This is a genomic window from Promicromonospora aerolata, from assembly GCF_042682255.1.
Lineage (GTDB): Bacteria > Actinomycetota > Actinomycetes > Actinomycetales > Cellulomonadaceae > Promicromonospora > Promicromonospora aerolata.
In genome coordinates, this window is record NZ_JBHUHF010000001.1 from 5080545 (window position 1) to 5097072 (window position 16528).

The window sequence follows — 16528 nt, forward strand, 5'->3', positions numbered from 1 at the left end:
CTCGACACGCAACCAGGGAGCGACCCATGACCGACGCGATCACCGCCGCCGAGTTCACCGCGGGCGAGGGCATCGGCGAATGGCGGGTGCTGAGGAGGTCGGCGGTCGCACGGTTCACCACCGGCTCGTTCACCCGGGGAGTGCGGCTGGTCAGCCGCATCGGCGCGCTCGCGGAGGCGGCGAACCACCATCCGGACGTCGACCTGCGCTACGGGACCGTCACGGTGCGGACCTGGTCGCACGACGTCGGCGGGCTGTCGGCGCGCGACCTCGCGCTCGCTCGGGAGATCTCGATGGCGGCCCGGGAGCTGGACGTCGCGGCGGACCCGGCAGGGGTCAAGGACGTCACGATAGGTATCGACGCGATCGTGGGACCTGAGGTGCAGCAGTTCTGGCAGGCGCTGCTGGGGCACGACGCGCAGCTCTCCCGCGGTGGGAACGACGCCGCGGCACCGCTGAGCGATCCCGACGGGCGCCTGCCGGTGGTCTGGTTCCAGCAGTCCGACGAGCGCCGGGAGCAGCGCAACCGCATCCACCTCGACGTGTGGGTGCCGTACGACCAGGCCGAGCAGCGGGTGGCGGCAGTGGTGGCGGCGGGTGGCCGACTGGTCACGGACGAGTTCGCGCCGTCGTGGTGGGTGCTGGCCGACGCCGAGGGCAACGAGGCCTGCGTGTGCACGTGGCAGGGCGAGTTCTGATCTTCTGCCGCCGGTCGCCTCGCGCGGCAGGACCGAGAGCGTCGGCGTCGGCAAAAACAGGGTGATCGCCGGCCGCGCGACACGTAAGATCTCGCGTTTGTGCGCTCGCTCCCTTCACCCGCCCGGAACCCGTACTGGCGGTTCCTGGTCACGGGTTTCCGCGGGCAGTCGGCCTATCCGCTGGCGACGCTCGCCGGCTTGATCGCGAACGCGACGTTCGGCCTGCTCAAGGGCGGGATCATGGGTGCGGCGGTCGAGAGCTCCGGTGGTGAGCTGGCCGGATACACGGCGGGCACCATGGCGGCGTTCGTCTGGCTGGGCCAGGGGATGCTCGGCTCGGTGAACATGTGGGGCGGCAGCGACCTGCAGACCCGGATCAAGTCGGGTGACGTGGCCGTCGAGTTCCTGCGACCGGTGAGCGTGCAGGCCGCGCACATCCTGACCGACGTCGGCAAGGGCTTGTTCGCCCTGCTGCCGCGAGGCCTCCCGAGCGTGCTCATCGGCGTGCTCATCGGCGGCATGGCACTGCCGCCCGGTGCGGCCGCGTATGCCCTGGGGCTGCTCAGCCTCCTGATCGGTGTGGCGGTCTCGCACGCCACCATGTACGCCGTGGCCACCTCCGGGTTCTGGCTCGTGGAGACGCGTGGCATCAGCGTGCTCTACGTGGCCGTCGCCGGGCTCTTCGCCGGCCTGTTCACGCCGATCTACCTGTTCCCGGACTGGCTGCTGACGGTCGCGCTGCTCACCCCCTTCCCGGCGATGATGCAGCTCCCGATCGACGTGCTCTCCGGACAGGTCACCGGCGTGGCTGCCTGGCAGCACCTCGGGATGCAGCTCGGGTGGCTGGCGGTGGCCCTTGTCGTCGGCCACCTGACCACGCGGGCCGGGCGCCGCAGGCTGGAGGTGCAGGGTGGCTGAGCCGGGGAGCAGGCTCGGGCGCGGACGGGCCCTGGCGGGCAGGACGCTCCGCGCCTACCGGGCGGTCCTCGCCAGCCGCGCCCGCTCCCAGGCGAGCCACCGCGCCAGCTTCCGCATGGACCTGGTCGGGGCACTGCTCGTGGGGGCCATCGAGTTCACGGAGATCTGGGTCCTGTACTCGGCCACGGACCAGATCGGCGGGTTCACACTCGCGCAGATCATGCTCGTGTTCGGCCTGGCGGACCTCTCGTTCTCGCTCGCCGACCTGGCGGCCGGGCACTGCGACAACCTCCCCCGGTACGTGCGCGCCGGCACGCTCGACGTCTTCTTCCTGCGACCGCAGCCGCTGCTGGCGCAGCTCATCACGAGCGATCTGAGCCTGCGCCGGATCGGACGCTGCCTCGTGGGCGCCACGTCGCTCACGGTCGGGCTGGTGCTCAACGACATCGACTGGAGCGTCGCCACCGTCGGACTCCTGATGCTCGCGCTGGTCTGCGGTTTCGTCATCTTCACCGCACAGTTCGTCACCGCAGCCGGCCTCCAGTTCTTCCTGATCAACGGCGCCGAGATGACCAACGCCTTCGTGTACGGCGGCCGCTACGCGTCCACGCAGCCCGCGAGCGTGTGGCCGCGGGGGCTGCTGGTCGTCTTCGGTGCCGTCTTCCCCATGGCCTTCGCCGCCTACCTGCCGGTGTCCACGCTGCTCGGTGAGCCCGGGCTGCCCGGCCTGCCCGTGTGGCTGGGCTGGTGCGCGCCGGTCGCGGCACTCTGGGCCGTCACCTGCGCGGGTCTGTGCTGGCGCTGGGGCCTTCGCAACTACCGAGGAGCCGGCGGATGAACGTCATCGAGACCGAGGGGTTGACCCGGGTGTTCACCGGGCGGCCGAACCGGAAGGACAGGTTCCGGCGTCCCCGGCATGTCGCCGTGGACCACCTCGACCTGACCATCGGGGCCGGCGAGGCGGTGGGCTACATCGGCGCGAACGGCGCCGGGAAGTCGACCACCATCAAGATGCTGGTCGGCATCCTGGTGCCCACCAGTGGAACGGTCACCACAGTCGGCCTGCACCCGCTGAAGCAGCGCCGTGCGCTCGCGCGCCGGGTCGGCGTGGTGTTCGGGCAGCGCTCGCAGCTCTGGTGGGACCTGCCGGTGCGGGAGTCGTTCTCGATCCTGGCGGCGATCCACTCCTTGACGGCCGCCGACGAGCGGAGCCGCACCGCGGAGCTCGTCGAGATGCTCGAGATGGACCAGTTCCTGGCCACGCCGGTGCGCCAGCTGTCCCTCGGGCAGCGGATGCGCGCCGAGGTCGCGGCCGCGCTGCTGCACCGGCCGGAGCTCCTGATCCTCGACGAGCCGACGATCGGCCTGGACGTGCTGTCCAAGCAGCGACTCCGGGAGTTCCTCGTGACCCAACGGCGCGAGCACGGCACCACGCTGCTGCTGACGACCCACGACATGGGCGACGTCGAACGCCTCTGCGACCGCGTTCTCGTGGTGGACCACGGCCGCCTCGCGTTCGACGGCACGCTCGACGGGCTGGCCCGCACCGTGGGCGCGCGGCGTGAGCTCGTCGTGGACCTCGCCACGGCGAGCCCGGACCTCGTCGGCCTGGACGGTGCGGAGCACGTGCGCAGCGAGTCCGGAGGCCTGCGGCAGCGTCTCGCCTTCGACCCGCAGCGCACGACGGCGGCGCGCGTGCTGGCCCGGGTGTCCGAGCGGGCGGAGGTGGTGGACCTGTCGATCACCGAGCCGGACATCGAGGACGTCGTGCGCGAGATCTACCGCGCCACCCGGCAGTAGTCCCGCGGTCCGGCTCAGCGGGAGACGACCAGCTCCGACCAGGCAGGGACCAGCACGCCCCGGGCCGCCCGCCGTCGGACGACGCGCAGCGGGCGGTCCGCGGACCACAGCATCCGCAACAGGGTGCCGATCTCGGCCCTGGCCAGCGCCGCGCCCAGGCAGAGGTGCCGGCCGGCCCCGAACCAGAGCTGGCGGGACTCCCGCACGTACGGACGATCGGCGCGGAACGGGCCTGCCGTGGCGTTCGCCGACCAGACCAGCAGCATGATCCGCTCACCGGCACGCAGCCGGGCACCGCCCACCTCGACGTCGGCGGCCACACCCCTGCCGATCACCGATGCCGGGCTCGTCACCCGCAGCCCCTCGCGCACCACGTTCTCGACGGGGTCGCCCTCGCCCGGGTTCAGCAGACGGACGGCCTGCCCGCCGCCGCCCGCGGGACCGGGTGCCGGGACCGCCGCACCCACGCCAGCACCGACCCCGGCACCGACCCCGGCACCCGCCCGCAGCGCCGAGAGCAGTCGATGCTGCTCACCGGTGTCGATCAGCAGGGCGGTGGTGCGGCCCATGGCGCTCGCGGCGGTCTCGGTCCCCGCGACCATGAGCAGGCAGGCCAGGCCGGACGTCTCGGTCAGGCCCAGGCCGAGCTCGCGGCAGCGGCCCAGCAGGGTGTCCGGCGGCGCGTCCCGCCAGCCGTCGGGGACCCCCGCGGTCAGCTCGGCGACGACGTCCTGCGCGGTCGCCACCTGGGCCGGCGTCAGCAGCGTCGACCCGGCCGTGCCGAGCGCGACCGTGGCCAGTCGCTCGCCGGTCTCGAAGACCTGCAGCGCACCCTCGTCGTCGGGCCAGGATCCGTGGTGCCCCGCGGGGCGCGGGATACCCAGCAGACCGATGACCATGCGGCCCACCAGGACCCGGGAGAGGTGTGCGACGTCGAGCGTCCCGCCCGCGCGCAGCACCTCGCCCGCGGCGGCGACCCGCTCGGCCCACGCCGAGTGCACGAGATCACGGGAGACGGCCTCCGTGAACAGCTCGCGCGTGCGGGTGCGCAGGTCGTGGTGGCCGGCGCCGTCGAACAGGTCGAGCACCCAGTCCCCGAGGATCTGGGCCCAGAGGTTCCCCACCCCGCCTTCGCCCAGGATGGTGAACGACCGGTGGTCCTGCAGGACCGCGCGGGCAACCACCGGGTCCGCCGTGACCCACCCGATGCCCGGGACCTTGCGTACCGGCGAACCCTGGGCGGGCCATCGCTGGGCGGCAGAGCCCGCGAGGAGCAGGCCGGCCATCGCGGGTCGCGCGCGGTAGAGGAGGCCCAGCTCGTGCCGGGTGGTGGGGAGGATCTGGGTCACGGCCGTCACCCTATGGGCAACGGCTCCCGGCGCGGCACCCGTTCGCCGGCTCAGCCGTACAGGCTCTGGACGTCCAGCTCGATCGGGAACGGCAGGTCGACCTTGAGGGTGTCGCGGAAGATGCCGATCGGGACGTAGGTCCTGGTCAGGTCGTCGAGCTCGTAGACGTGGATCGCGGTCGAAGCGTCTCCGTCCTCAGTCTCGACGCGCCAGAAGTGGCGGATGCCGGCCTCGGCGTACTTGTGGGGCTTGACCGTTCGGTCGCGGTGGACGGACTCGGGAGAGACCACCTCGACCGCCAGGATGATGTCCTTGGCCTCGTACCACGTAGCGTCACCGGCGATCGACGCCGTCGAGACGATCACATCGGGCTCGGGGCGGTTGTACTTGTCCAAGCGGACGGTCATCTCGCTGTCGACGACGGCCCCTTCTGGCGCCTGACGCGTCAGGTCTGTCCGCAGAGAGAAGACGATGCTGCTGTGCCTGCGGCGTTGTGGGGACATCATGAAGACGAGGGCTCCGTCGATTAGCTCGGTGTGGCGGGGAGCATCCGGCAGGTTGTCCAGGTCCTCGGCGAGCCAGCCCTCCGGGCGCGGAGGGCGCATCCAGCCGGGGAGCTCAGTCATGGCACCACGGTAGCAACGCGCAACTGCCGTGTCATGACTGGGCGCTGCTGCTGTCGATCGCATACCTAGACGTTAATACGTCTAGCCCTCATTGGCACGCTGGAGGCGTGCTCTACTCTGTGCCGAGTGCTCCCCGAACCGGCCGCTGTGCTGAACCCGGCACCCGCCCGACCCGCCGAACCGTCCGCGTCGCCCCAGCCGGCGCCGCACCAGCTCTCTCCCCGTCCCGTCGCCCGCATCGTCGACATCGCCGTGCACCTCCCCGAGCGCACCCGGGACGTGGCCGACGCCGAGAGCGACCTGCACCGCAGGAACCCGAAGGTCGCGCCCCGGCTCCCGATGGTGTCGCGGCTGACGGGCGTGCGGCGCGTGCACGTGGCGGACGACGACCAGCAGGCGTCCGACCTCGCCGTCGCCGCCTCCCGTGCCGTCCTGGACCGTGCGGGGCTGGGCCCGCAGGACGTCGACCTCCTGATCTTCGCGTCGGCCACCCAGGACATGATCGAGCCCGCCACCAGTCACATCACCGCTGCCAAGCTCGGCGTCCGCGGCCCGGTGATGGACGTCAAGAACGCCTGCAACTCCGTGCTCAACGGCATCGAGGTGGCCGAGGCGCTCATCGGTACCGGCCGGTACCGCCGGGTGCTCGTCGCGTGCGGCGAGCTGCCCACGCGCGGGGTGCGGTGGGACGTGCCCGACCGCCGCACGTACGCGATGTCGGCGGCCGGCTACACGATGTCCGACGCGGGTGCGTCGGTACTCCTCGAGGCGACCGGCGAGATGACCGGCGAGGCGCCGGGCACGCGCCCGGCCGGCACCTTCGAGGACGACCTGGTCGCCGAGCTCGCGGGGCTGGTCCGCGACGAGAGCCTGGAGGCGTCCGGCAGAGAGTCCGGCAGAGAGTCCGGCAGAGAGCCAGCGGGCAGGGAGCCGGGTGGGCCGTCCGGCATCCTTGCCTCCGCGTTCACCGCCGAGTCGCAGCACTGGGACGTCGGCATGCTGCCGGGCGGCGGCACGGTGAACCCGCGTGACCCGGAGCGGAGCTACTTCGAGATCGACGGTTCACGGCTGCGCGAGGCGTTCCTCGCGCTCGGGTCGGGACCGGTCGGGCAGGCCCTGGAACAGGCGGGCGTGACCATCGACGACGTGGACCTCGTCGCCGTGCACCAGGTGGCCGTCGGCTATCTCGCGGACGTGCACCGTGCCCTCGGCGTGCCGGCCGACCGCACGATCGTCACGGTGGCCGACCACGGCAACGTCGCCTCGGCGACGCTACCCCTGCAGCTGGCGAAGGCGCTGGAGTCGGGTCGCCTCCAGCGCGGCGACGTGGTGCTGCTGGTGGGCCTCGCCGGCGGGATCAGCATGGGCGCGATGGTGGTCCGGTGGTGAGCGACCTGCCCGGCGGTCAGGCGGACCCGGCGACCGGCCGCCCGCGCCTCGCCGTCGTCGTGCCGGCGCTGAACGAGGCGCACGAGCACGGGATCCTGCGCACGCTCGAGGCCCTGCACGCCCAGGAGGACGACGACTTCGACGTCGTGGTCGTCGACAACGGGTCCACCGACGGCACGCCCGACGTCGTCCGCAAGGCGATCGCCGAGTGGGGGCGGCTGCGCTGGCAGGTGATCACCGAGGACCAGAAGGGAACCGGAGCCGCCGCCGACACCGGCATGCGGGCCGCGATCGGCCTCGGTGCGCAGCTGCTGGCCAGGACCGACGCCGACTGCCTGCCGCCGCCCACCTGGACCCGCGCGGTGCGCGAGGCGTTCGCGTCGGGCGACGAGCTCGTCGCCGGCCGGCTCGTCCCGCGTGACGACGACCTGCCCGTGTCCCGCTTCCAGCAGGGCGTCCTGTCGTTCGCGCTGTGGGCGTCGAGCACCTTCGGCAAGGTGCGGCCGGGCAACCAGGACGAGGGCTATCTCGGTCCCTACGTCATGACGCCGGGCTGCAACATGGCGATCACGGCGTCCCTCTACGAGCGGGCGGGCGGGTTCCCGCGCACCCGCATCGAGGACGTGCACGAGGACCGGGCCCTCGTCAACGCGGTACGGCGGCTGACCATGCGGTACGCCGAGCACCGTGCGGTGTGGGTGCGCGCCTCGACGCGTCGCGTGCACGCCTGGGGGCTCGTCCGCACGCTCGGGTGGTACGCCGACCACCGGTACCGGCCCGAGGTCGTGGATATCCGATGAGGGCCGCTCCGGCCCCGCGCCGCGCCGTCCTGCGCGCGGCCGCGCCCGAGGGGCTCTGGGAGGAGCGGGTCCAGCGGTCCGCGCACCCCATCGCGTACCCGGCGCTGCGGTCCGCCCGGCACCGGCCGGCGGTGCGGGTGCCGCGCGTCGGGGTGGTCGTGAGCGACGCGGCGCTCGCCCGCGACGTGCTGCTCGACCTGGACCACTTCTCGAAGGTGGGCCCGGGAGCGCCGTCGGACCTGTGGACGCCGGTGCTCGGTCCGTCGGTGCTCCTGAACATGGAGGGCCCGGAGCACGCCGCGCTCCGGCGCGCGCTCGGGCCGTTGTTCTCGCCGCGAGCGGTGCGGGAGCTCGTCGCCGCGGGCCACGGGCGAGCGGGCGTGCTGCCGGAGCTCACGCGACGGCTCGGCGCGGGGGAGACCGTCGACCTGGCGGCGGTGGTCACCGCACAGGCCGGTGCCGTGATCTGCACGATGGTCGGGCTGCCGCCGACGGACGACGCCGTGCGTTCCGCGATGGTGGCCGCACAGACGGTCACCGGGATGGTGCGCCTGCACCGGCACGGGCTGACCCGGTCCCAGACGGTGCGGGCCCGGAGCGTGCTCGAGCGGCTGACGGCGCCCGCCCGCGCCGCCTACCGGGCCGGCGACCCGGCGACGGTGCCCGGGCGGATGCGCGAGCTCGGCCTGTCCGAACGTGAGGCGATGGGCGCGGTCGGGGCGTTCGTGCTCACCGGGACCGAGACCATCCAGTCGTTCGTGCCGCGGCTCGTGGCCATCGCGCACGACACCGGATGGACCCGGCGCCTCCTGGCGGACGACGCGGGGCTGCGGCGGCGCGCCGTCGAGGAGGGCCTCCGGGTCACCGTGCCGACGCCGGCGATGCTGCGCTCCGTGCGTGCCGACACGTCGGTCGGCGGGGTGCCGGTCCACGCGGGCGACCGCGTGGTGATCGCCACCGTGAACTGCTGCCGGGCGCCGGGCGGCTTCGACCCCGCACGGCCGGTCGACCCTGCCGTGCGGCACCTCTGGTTCGGCGCCGGCCCGCACTTCTGCCTCGGCATGCCGCTGGCCCTGGCGCAGGTGGACGGCGTGCTGGACGCGCTGGCGGCAGGTGCGGCGGACGGCCGGCTCCCCGTCGTCGGGCGGCGTCGCGCCGCACGCGGCGTGCTGGTGCCGGCGTACCGCTCGCTGGAGCTCAGCCTCTCGGTCGCTGAGCAGGACGCCGACCGGTGGGCGGTCGCCGGCGCCGGCTGTTCCCGGACCGCGGAGGAGGCCGCGTGACGCACTTCCTCGACGAGCTGACGGCCCTGGCACACGGCACGCCCGACGCCGTCGCGCTCCGCTGGTTCGGCGGCGGCCGCGGCTGGTTCGGCGCCGGCCGGGGCTGGTCCGGCGGCGCTCGCGGCTGCGCGCGGGTGCGCGAGGAGGTCACGTTCGGTCTCCTGGCCGAACGGGTGGAGCGGACGGCGGCCGCGCTGCGCGCCGGTGGCCTGGCGCCCGGTGACCGGGTCCTGTTCAGCATCCGGCCCCGGCCCGAGGGCGTGATCCTGTGCCTCGCGGTGCTGCGGGCGGGCGGCGCCGTCGTCTTCGTGGACCCCGGTTCGACACCGGAGCTGTTCGCCGCCCGGATCGCCGCGGCCGCGCCCCGCTGGGCTGCGACCGAGGCCCTGCTGTACGCGGCGTCGTCCGGTCCGTTGCGGGCGGTCGCCCGGTCGCGCGGCCTGCTGCTGCCGGACTACGGACGGTTGCCCGTGCGGCACCTGTACACCGGCCGGTGGCTTCCGGGGGTACCGCGCGGGGCGCGTCGGGTGGCGGACCTGGCGCGTGCGGAGCCGGGCCCGGCCGCGGTGCGCGGCGGGCCGGCGGAGCAGGAGGACCGGGAGGCGCTCGTGGTCTTCACGTCCGGGACGACGTCGGACCCGAAGGCTGTGGTGCACACCGTGCGCACGCTCGGCGGGATGCTGGAGCTGTTCGCGCAGGTCGGCGACCTGCGGCCGGGGCAGCGGGCGCACACGGACCAGATGTTCCTCGGGCTGCCGGCGGTGCTCGCGGGCGGGACGTGGGAGATCCCGGCGCGGGCGCCGAAGGACGCGCCGGAGGCGTTCGCGCGCGGGGTCGCCGGGGCCGACTCGTCGTTCCTGGTGCCTGCTGACGTGACGGCACTGCTCGACGTGCTGGAGGCGGGGAGTGTTCCTGCTGCCGGTGCTCCCGCTGCCGGGGCGGCCCTGGGCCCGGCGGTGCTGGCGGTCGGTGCGGCGCCCGTGCCGGTGGCCCTGCTCGAACGTGGCCGCCGCGTGCTGCCGGGCACACGGTGGCTCGCGGTCTACGGCGCCACCGAGATCCTCCCCGCGGCGGTGACCGGTGCGGACGAGAAGATCGCGGCCGTGGCGGACGGCGACCTCGTCGGCCGGCCGCTCGACGGCATCGGCGTCCACATCGACCGGGAGGCCGTGGACCCGGACGACGTACCGGCGTCGTCGGCCGGGTCGCACGAGGTGGGCGAGCTCGTGCTGACCGGGCCCTCCTTGATGGCCGGCTACCTGTCCGACCTCGACGCGGGCAAGGGCCGCGCGACGGAGCACCGCACGGGGGACCTCGCGTACCAGGACGACGCCGGCCGGATCGTGCTGGTCGGCCGCAACCGGGACATGATCATCCGGGGCACGGTGAACATCTACCCGGGTCTGTTCGAACCGCGGCTGCGGGGTCTGCCGGGCGTGGCCGACGCCGTCCTGGTCGGCGTCCCCGGACCCGACGGTGACGAGCGGGTGGTGCTCGTGGTGACCGCCGCGGGCGGTACGCGGGTGGCCGGCTCCCCGGAGATCCGGACCGGCACCGAGCTGACCCGCTCGGTCGCCGACCAGGTCACGGACGTCCTGGACCACGGGGCCCTGCCCGACCTGGTCGTGGAGGCGTCGCACCTGCCGCTCGCCGGCCGCTCTCGTAAACCTGATCGTCGCGCACTGGTCAACGTGGTGTCACCCGTGGCCGGTACAGTGCGCGCATGAGGGTGGCGGTGACCGGTTCGTCGGGTTTTGTCGGTGGTGCTGTGGTGCGTGACCTCGCGGCGCACGGACACGAGGTGATCGCGTTCTCGCGGCGGGTGCCGCGCCTGCCCAGCGAGGTGCTGCACCGGGTGTCCCACCAGTTCTGGGACCTCCGGGACGGGCCGCTGGCCAAGGAGGACCGGCCCGAGGACGTCGACGCCGTGGTGCACTGCGGCGCTGCCGTGGCCGACGGCGGCAGCCACGCCCGGGCGTGGGTGGTCAACGTCGAGGGCACGCGCGCGGTGCGCGAGACCTTCCAGGAGGCACGGTTCGTGCACGTGTCCTCGGGGAGCGTGTACGACCCGCGCACGCCGAGCGTCGCGGTGACGGAGGCGGAGGCGCCGTCGCGCGGCTACGTCAACCCGTACGGCGCCACCAAGGCGGCCGCCGAACGGTACCTGGCGGCCGACGCCGCGCGGGAGGACCGCGGCCCCGTCATCGTGCTGCGGCCGCACGCGGTCTACGGCCCCGGCGACACGACCCTGCTGCCCCGGCTCGAGTCGGCGGCGGTCGGCGCCTGGCTGCCGATCCCGGGCGGCGGCAAGGTGCGTCAGCACCTCACGCACGTCGACACCCTGGCGCACGCGGTGCGGGCGGCCCTCGGAGCCGACGTCGAACCCGAGATCGCGGCCGGCCGGCCGCTCGTGGCGAACGTGGCCGATGCCCGCCCGGTCGACCTGGACGAGACGCTCGAGCTGCTGATGTTCGCCAGGTTCCGGCCGGTGCAGGTGGTCGGCATCCCGGTCCGGCTGGCGAACGCACTGGCCTGGGCGGGGGAGCGGGTCTCCCGGTGGACCGGCCGCGAGCCCCGGCTGTCGCGGTACACGATCAGCCACCTCGCCATGGAGCGCACCTACGACCTCACGGTGCTGCGCGAGCGGCTCGGCGTCGACCCGGCACCGACGTCGCTGCACGGCGCGATGAGCTGGTAGCACCCGATCGGGGGGCCGCCGGCGTCGTCCCGATTCACCTGCCAGGCGCGGAATCCCGCGGCTGAACCCCTTCTGTGTCTCGAATCGTGGGACCTTCGGCCCGCTGGGTGACACCGGCGCAGATTCGGCGTAACGTGCGTCACGTGCAGACGATCATTCTTGTAGTACTTCCTGAGCGCGCGGCCTAAGCCCAGCACAGGCATCGTCCGCGCGCTCACCCTGGCAGTCCTTCTCACCGAGGACCCGGGGTTTTTTTGTTGTCACGAACGCTCGCTTTCGCCCCGGGACGGGGCGCGACGGCAGGAGATCCGTATGACCGGCACACCGACACCCGCACAGATCGCCGCGCGCGCCGAGGCGCGTGACCAGGTGCGCACCGAGCTTCGGTCCCGCGCGGTAGGCGGCAAGACCGAGCCCGAGGCAGCCGCACCTCGCGTCGGGCCGGAAGAAGTCACGGGGGCGCAGTCCATCGTCCGCTCGCTCGAGGAGATCGGGGTCGACACCGTCTTCGGTATCCCGGGCGGCGCGATCCTTCCGCTCTACGACCCGCTCATGGACTCCGCCAAGCTGCGCCACATCCTCGTGCGGCACGAGCAGGGCGGCGGGCACGCGGCATCGGGCTACGCCCACGCGACCGGCAAGGTCGGCGTGACCATGGCGACGTCGGGCCCGGGCGCGACCAACCTGGTGACGCCCATCGCGGACGCCCACATGGACTCGATCCCGCTCGTGGCGATCACCGGCCAGGTGGCCTCCTCGTCGATCGGGACCGACGCGTTCCAGGAGGCCGACATCGTCGGCATCACGCTGCCGATCACCAAGCACAACTTCCTCGTGACCGACCCGGCCGAGATCCCGCGCACCATCGCCGAGGCGTTCCACATCGCCAAGACGGGGCGGCCGGGTCCGGTGCTCGTCGACATCTCGAAGTCGGCGATGCAGTCCCGCACGACGTTCTCGTGGCCGCAGGACCTCCAGCTGCCCGGCTACCACCCGGTGACGAAGCCGCACTCGAAGCAGATCCGGGAGGCCGCGAAGCTGCTGGCCACGGCCCGCCGGCCGGTGCTGTACGTGGGCGGCGGCGTCATCCGGTCGGGTGCGGCGGACCTGCTGCGCCAGCTCGTGGACCTGTCGGGTGCACCGGTCGTGACCACGCTGATGGCTCGTGGTGCGGTGCCGGACAGCCACCCGCAGCACCTCGGCATGCCGGGCATGCACGGCACGGTGCCCGCCGTGGCGGCCCTGCAGAAGGCGGACCTGGTCTTCGCGCTCGGTGCCCGGTTCGACGACCGCGTGACGGGCAAGCTCTCGAGCTTCGCGCCGCTCGCGACGGTCGTGCACGCGGACATCGACCCCGCGGAGATCGGCAAGAACCGCGAGGCGGACGTCCCGATCGTGGGCGACCTCCGTGAGGTCATCGGCGACCTGCTGCCCGAGCTCGCCCGGGAGCACGGGGCGCACGGCAAGCCGGACGTCGAGGGCTGGTGGCGCCAGCTCGACGAGTGGCGTCGTACCTACCCGCGCGGCTACACCCAGCCCGAGGACGGCCACCTCTCGCCGCAGCACGTGATCCAGCGGATCGGGGACCTGACCGGTCCCGACGGGATCTATGTCGGGGGTGTCGGGCAGCACCAGATGTGGGCGGCCCAGTTCATCACCTACGAACGCCCCAACACCTGGATCAACTCCGGCGGCCTCGGCACGATGGGCTACTCCGTGCCCGCCGCGATGGGCGCCAAGGTGGGCATGCCCGACCGGAACGTGTGGGCGATCGACGGTGACGGCTGCTTCCAGATGACCAACCAGGAGCTCGCCACCTGCACGATCAACGACATCCCCATCAAGGTGGCGGTGATCAACAACAGCTCGCTCGGCATGGTGCGGCAGTGGCAGACGCTCTTCTACGAGTCGCGCTACTCCAACACCGACCTGCACACCGGCCACGGCACCCGGCGCATCCCGGACTTCGTGAAGCTCGCCGACGCGTACGGCTGCGAGGGCATCCGTGTCGAGCGGGCCTCCGACGTGGACGCCGCGATCAAGCGCGCCAACGAGATCGACGACCGGCCGGTGGTCGTGGACTTCACCGTCTCGCGGGACGCGATGGTGTGGCCCATGGTCGCCGCCGGCGTCAGCAACGACGACATCCAGTACGCACGCGGCATCTCGCCGGCGTGGGACCGAGAAGACTGAGCGAGGACTGAATCCCATGTCGAGGCACACCCTGTCCGTGCTCGTGGAGAACAAGCCCGGCGTGCTCACGCGCGTCGCCGGGCTGTTCGCCCGTCGCGCGTTCAACATCCACTCCCTGGCGGTGGGCCCCACGGAGCACGAGGAGATCTCGCGCATCACCGTGGTGGTCGACGTCGAGGAGCACCCCCTGGAACAGGTCACGAAGCAGCTCAACAAGCTGATCCACGTGATCAAGATCGTCGAGCTCGAACCCGAGTCGTCGGTGCACCGCGAGCTGCTGCTCGTCAAGGTGCGGGCCGACGCCACCACCCGAACCGGGGTGCTGGAAGTCGTCGAGATGTTCCGGGCGCGCGTCGTCGACGTCGTGCCGGACTCCGTGGTCATCGAGGCCACCGGACCCGCCGCGAAGCTCGACTCGCTGCTCGCGGCGCTGGAACCGTACGGCGTCCGTGAGATCGTCAAGTCCGGGACCCTGGCCATCGGTCGGGGCGCTCGATCCATCACGGACCGCGCCTTCGAGCGCGCCGTCCGGTCCGCGTGACCGCGTGACCGCGTGACCTACTGACTTACTTTCCATCAGAGATATCAACTCAAGGAGCAAGAACCGTGGCTGAGCTGTTCTACGACGACGACGCCGATCTGTCGATCATCCAGCAGAAGAAGGTTGCTGTGATCGGCTACGGCAGCCAGGGCCACGCGCACGCCCTGAACCTGCGTGACTCCGGCGTGCAGGTGACCGTGGGCCTGCGCGAGGGCTCGACGTCCCGCACGAAGGCCGAGAACGAGGGCCTCGCCATCGCCACCGTGCCGGACGCCGTCCGAGATGCCGACGTCGTCGTCATCCTCGCGCCCGACCAGGTGCAGCGGCACGTGTACGCCGAGGACATCGCGCCGAACCTCAAGGAGGGCGCCGCGCTCGTCTTCGGGCACGGCTTCAACATCCGCTACGGCTACATCAAGCCGGAGGCCGGCCACGACGTGCTCATGGTCGCCCCCAAGGGTCCGGGCCACATCGTGCGCCGCGAGTTCGCCGACGGCCGCGGCGTTCCCGTGATCGTCGCGGTGGAGCAGGACGCGTCCGGCTCCGCCTGGGGCCTCGCCCTCTCGTACGCCAAGGGCATCGGCGGCCTGCGCGCCGGCGGTATCAGGACGACGTTCACGGAGGAGACCGAGACCGACCTGTTCGGCGAGCAGGCCGTCCTGTGCGGTGGCGCGTCGCAGCTGGTCCAGTACGGCTTCGAGACGCTGACCGAGGCCGGCTACCAGCCGGAGGTCGCGTACTTCGAGGTGCTGCACGAGCTCAAGCTGATCGTCGACCTGATGGTCGAGGGCGGCATCGCCAAGCAGCGCTGGTCCGTCTCGGACACGGCCGAGTACGGCGACTACGTCTCCGGTCCGCGGGTCATCGACCCGAGCGTGAAGGAGAACATGAAGGCCGTGCTGGCCGACATCCAGAACGGCGCCTTCGCCGAGCGGTTCATCGGGGACCAGGACGCGGGCGCCCCCGAGTTCAAGGAGCTGCGCGCCAAGGGTGAGCAGCACCCCATCGAGACCACCGGGCGCGAGCTGCGCAAGATGTTCTCGTGGATCAAGCCGTCCGACTCGGACTACGTCGAGGGAAGCGCGTCGCGCTGACGAGGTAGGGGCGAGGGTCGCTGACCGTACCGCTCGCAACGCACGGCGCCCCGCTCTCCGCACGGAGAGCGGGGCGCCGTCGTGTGTCAGGCGTGGCGGCGGCGCTCCGCGAGGAGGGGCACGGCCACGCCGACGAGCGTCAGAGCAGCACCCACGTAGGTCGCGACCCCTGGCGGCGTGGCACCGGGCGTCACCACATCGAGCACCAGTGCCGTGACGATCTGCCCGGCGATCATGCCGAGGCTGAGCAGCAGCACGCCGATCCGGTGCACGATGGCCGCCGACAGCGCGATGAACGCGATGCCGATGATCCCGCCCGTGTACAGCAGCGGGTCGGCGGGGAGGGCGCCGTCGGGCAGCCCCTCGGCCAGCACCGAGATGCCCAGCGCGACGACGAGCACAGTGGTGCCCACCACGAAGTTCACGAGGGTCGCGGCGAGCACGTCGCCGGCGGCGGCCCGTACGTGCCCGTTGACCGCCTGCTGCCAGGCCGAGCCGATCCCGGCCAGGAGCGGGAGGACGGCCAGTGCCAGGGCCGACGGCGACCCGAGGCCACCCGACATCGCGATGACGACGGCCGCGACGGTCAGCACGGGGCCGACGGCGCGCGGGAACGTCACCAGGCGGACCCCACCCGGCCCGAGGCCGAGCCGGTCGATGACGACCGACCCGAGCGACTGGCCGGTGACGAAGGCGACGATGAAGGTCGCGACCCCCAGCACCCCGACGGTGAGTCCCTGGGTCGCGACGAAGAACCCGCCCGCGGCGCCACCGAGAACCTGCCACGGGCGCAGGCCTCCTTCGCGCAGCGCCGTGGCGATCCGGCGCATACCGGTCCGGCTACGGCGGGAGACCAGCAGGGCGAGGGCCAGCAGGACCAGCCCGGACCCGAACGACACGACCGCCGCGAGATAGCCGCTGCCGACGTGCTCCGCCAGGGAGCCGTTGACCCGGCTCTGCACGGCGATCCCGGCGCCGCCGACGACGGCGAGGACGACGCCCGCCGCCGCGCGGCCGCCGGGACGAGCGGCGGGCGGGGCGGTGTCGGCAGCGGGCACGGGGTCGTCGAGCGAGAGGGTCGGGGGCACCTGACAAGTCTAGGAACGGCGCTTGCCCGAGGCACCGGTGCGGAGCTGTCT

15 protein-coding genes are annotated in these 16528 nt (G+C 72.7%); 12 read left to right on the forward strand and 3 right to left on the reverse strand.

The genetic code is table 11. The features are described 5' to 3' along the window. The first annotated feature begins 26 nt into the window (after nucleotides 1–26). The 4 genes from ACFSL2_RS22530 (at nucleotide 27) to ACFSL2_RS22545 (ending at nucleotide 3416) form a co-directional block, all read left to right on the forward strand. Nucleotides 27–698 (forward strand): VOC family protein, encoded by a 672-nt coding sequence (locus ACFSL2_RS22530; RefSeq protein ID WP_377199982.1) that lies wholly within the window; start codon nucleotides 27–29, stop codon nucleotides 696–698. Between the two features lie 99 nt (nucleotides 699–797). Next, on the forward strand, nucleotides 798–1616 hold the full coding sequence (locus ACFSL2_RS22535; protein WP_377199983.1) for an ABC transporter permease: 819 nt from the start codon (nucleotides 798–800) through the stop codon (nucleotides 1614–1616). Beyond that, the gene (locus ACFSL2_RS22540) at nucleotides 1609–2454 is read left to right on the forward strand and encodes an ABC transporter permease (RefSeq protein WP_377199984.1); all 846 of its coding nucleotides are present in this window, start codon (nucleotides 1609–1611) and stop codon (nucleotides 2452–2454) included. Before ACFSL2_RS22535 ends, ACFSL2_RS22540 begins: the two co-directional genes overlap by 8 nt. After that, nucleotides 2451–3416 carry an ABC transporter ATP-binding protein gene (locus tag ACFSL2_RS22545; protein WP_377199985.1) on the forward strand — a complete coding sequence of 322 codons (966 nt, stop codon included), beginning with the start codon at nucleotides 2451–2453 and terminating at the stop codon, nucleotides 3414–3416. The genes ACFSL2_RS22540 and ACFSL2_RS22545 overlap by 4 nt, the downstream gene beginning before the upstream one ends. Before the next feature lie 14 nt (nucleotides 3417–3430). Here the strand turns inward: ACFSL2_RS22545 and ACFSL2_RS22550 are convergent, their stop codons facing one another. Continuing rightward, nucleotides 3431–4765 (reverse strand): cytochrome P450, encoded by a 1335-nt coding sequence (locus ACFSL2_RS22550; protein WP_377199986.1) that lies wholly within the window; start codon nucleotides 4763–4765, stop codon nucleotides 3431–3433. Between the two features lie 50 nt (nucleotides 4766–4815). Beyond that, nucleotides 4816–5391 (reverse strand): Uma2 family endonuclease, encoded by a 576-nt coding sequence (locus ACFSL2_RS22555; RefSeq protein ID WP_377199987.1) that lies wholly within the window; start codon nucleotides 5389–5391, stop codon nucleotides 4816–4818. A 126-nt stretch (nucleotides 5392–5517) separates the two neighbouring features. On the opposite strand from ACFSL2_RS22555, the gene ACFSL2_RS22560 reads away from it, so the two are divergent. The 8 genes from ACFSL2_RS22560 to ilvC all read left to right on the forward strand — a co-directional run bounded on the left by ACFSL2_RS22560 (nucleotide 5518) and on the right by ilvC (nucleotide 15389). Beyond that, nucleotides 5518–6780 carry a 3-oxoacyl-ACP synthase III family protein gene (locus ACFSL2_RS22560; RefSeq protein ID WP_377199988.1) on the forward strand — a complete coding sequence of 421 codons (1263 nt, stop codon included), beginning with the start codon at nucleotides 5518–5520 and terminating at the stop codon, nucleotides 6778–6780. Beyond that, nucleotides 6777–7580, forward strand: coding sequence for a glycosyltransferase family 2 protein (locus ACFSL2_RS22565; protein WP_377199989.1), 804 nt, complete (start codon nucleotides 6777–6779; stop codon nucleotides 7578–7580). Before ACFSL2_RS22560 ends, ACFSL2_RS22565 begins: the two co-directional genes overlap by 4 nt. Continuing rightward, nucleotides 7577–8863 carry a cytochrome P450 gene (locus ACFSL2_RS22570; protein ID WP_377199990.1) on the forward strand — a complete coding sequence of 429 codons (1287 nt, stop codon included), beginning with the start codon at nucleotides 7577–7579 and terminating at the stop codon, nucleotides 8861–8863. Before ACFSL2_RS22565 ends, ACFSL2_RS22570 begins: the two co-directional genes overlap by 4 nt. Then, the gene (locus tag ACFSL2_RS22575) at nucleotides 8860–10590 is read left to right on the forward strand and encodes a class I adenylate-forming enzyme family protein (protein WP_377199991.1); all 1731 of its coding nucleotides are present in this window, start codon (nucleotides 8860–8862) and stop codon (nucleotides 10588–10590) included. The genes ACFSL2_RS22570 and ACFSL2_RS22575 overlap by 4 nt, the downstream gene beginning before the upstream one ends. Continuing rightward, nucleotides 10587–11561, forward strand: coding sequence for an NAD-dependent epimerase/dehydratase family protein (locus ACFSL2_RS22580; RefSeq protein ID WP_377199992.1), 975 nt, complete (start codon nucleotides 10587–10589; stop codon nucleotides 11559–11561). Before ACFSL2_RS22575 ends, ACFSL2_RS22580 begins: the two co-directional genes overlap by 4 nt. Before the next feature lie 312 nt (nucleotides 11562–11873). Further along, nucleotides 11874–13754, forward strand: coding sequence for an acetolactate synthase large subunit (locus ACFSL2_RS22585; protein ID WP_377199993.1), 1881 nt, complete (start codon nucleotides 11874–11876; stop codon nucleotides 13752–13754). A 16-nt stretch (nucleotides 13755–13770) separates the two neighbouring features. Beyond that, nucleotides 13771–14295 (forward strand): acetolactate synthase small subunit, encoded by a 525-nt coding sequence (ilvN, locus tag ACFSL2_RS22590; protein WP_377199994.1) that lies wholly within the window; start codon nucleotides 13771–13773, stop codon nucleotides 14293–14295. Between the two features lie 65 nt (nucleotides 14296–14360). Next, nucleotides 14361–15389, forward strand: a complete 1029-nt coding sequence (gene ilvC, locus ACFSL2_RS22595) for a ketol-acid reductoisomerase (RefSeq protein ID WP_377199995.1) — start codon at nucleotides 14361–14363, stop codon at nucleotides 15387–15389. 86 nt (nucleotides 15390–15475) lie between these two features. Here the strand turns inward: ilvC and ACFSL2_RS22600 are convergent, their stop codons facing one another. Beyond that, on the reverse strand, nucleotides 15476–16477 hold the full coding sequence (locus tag ACFSL2_RS22600) for a DMT family transporter (protein ID WP_377199996.1): 1002 nt from the start codon (nucleotides 16475–16477) through the stop codon (nucleotides 15476–15478). Between the last annotated feature and the right edge of the window lie 51 nt (nucleotides 16478–16528).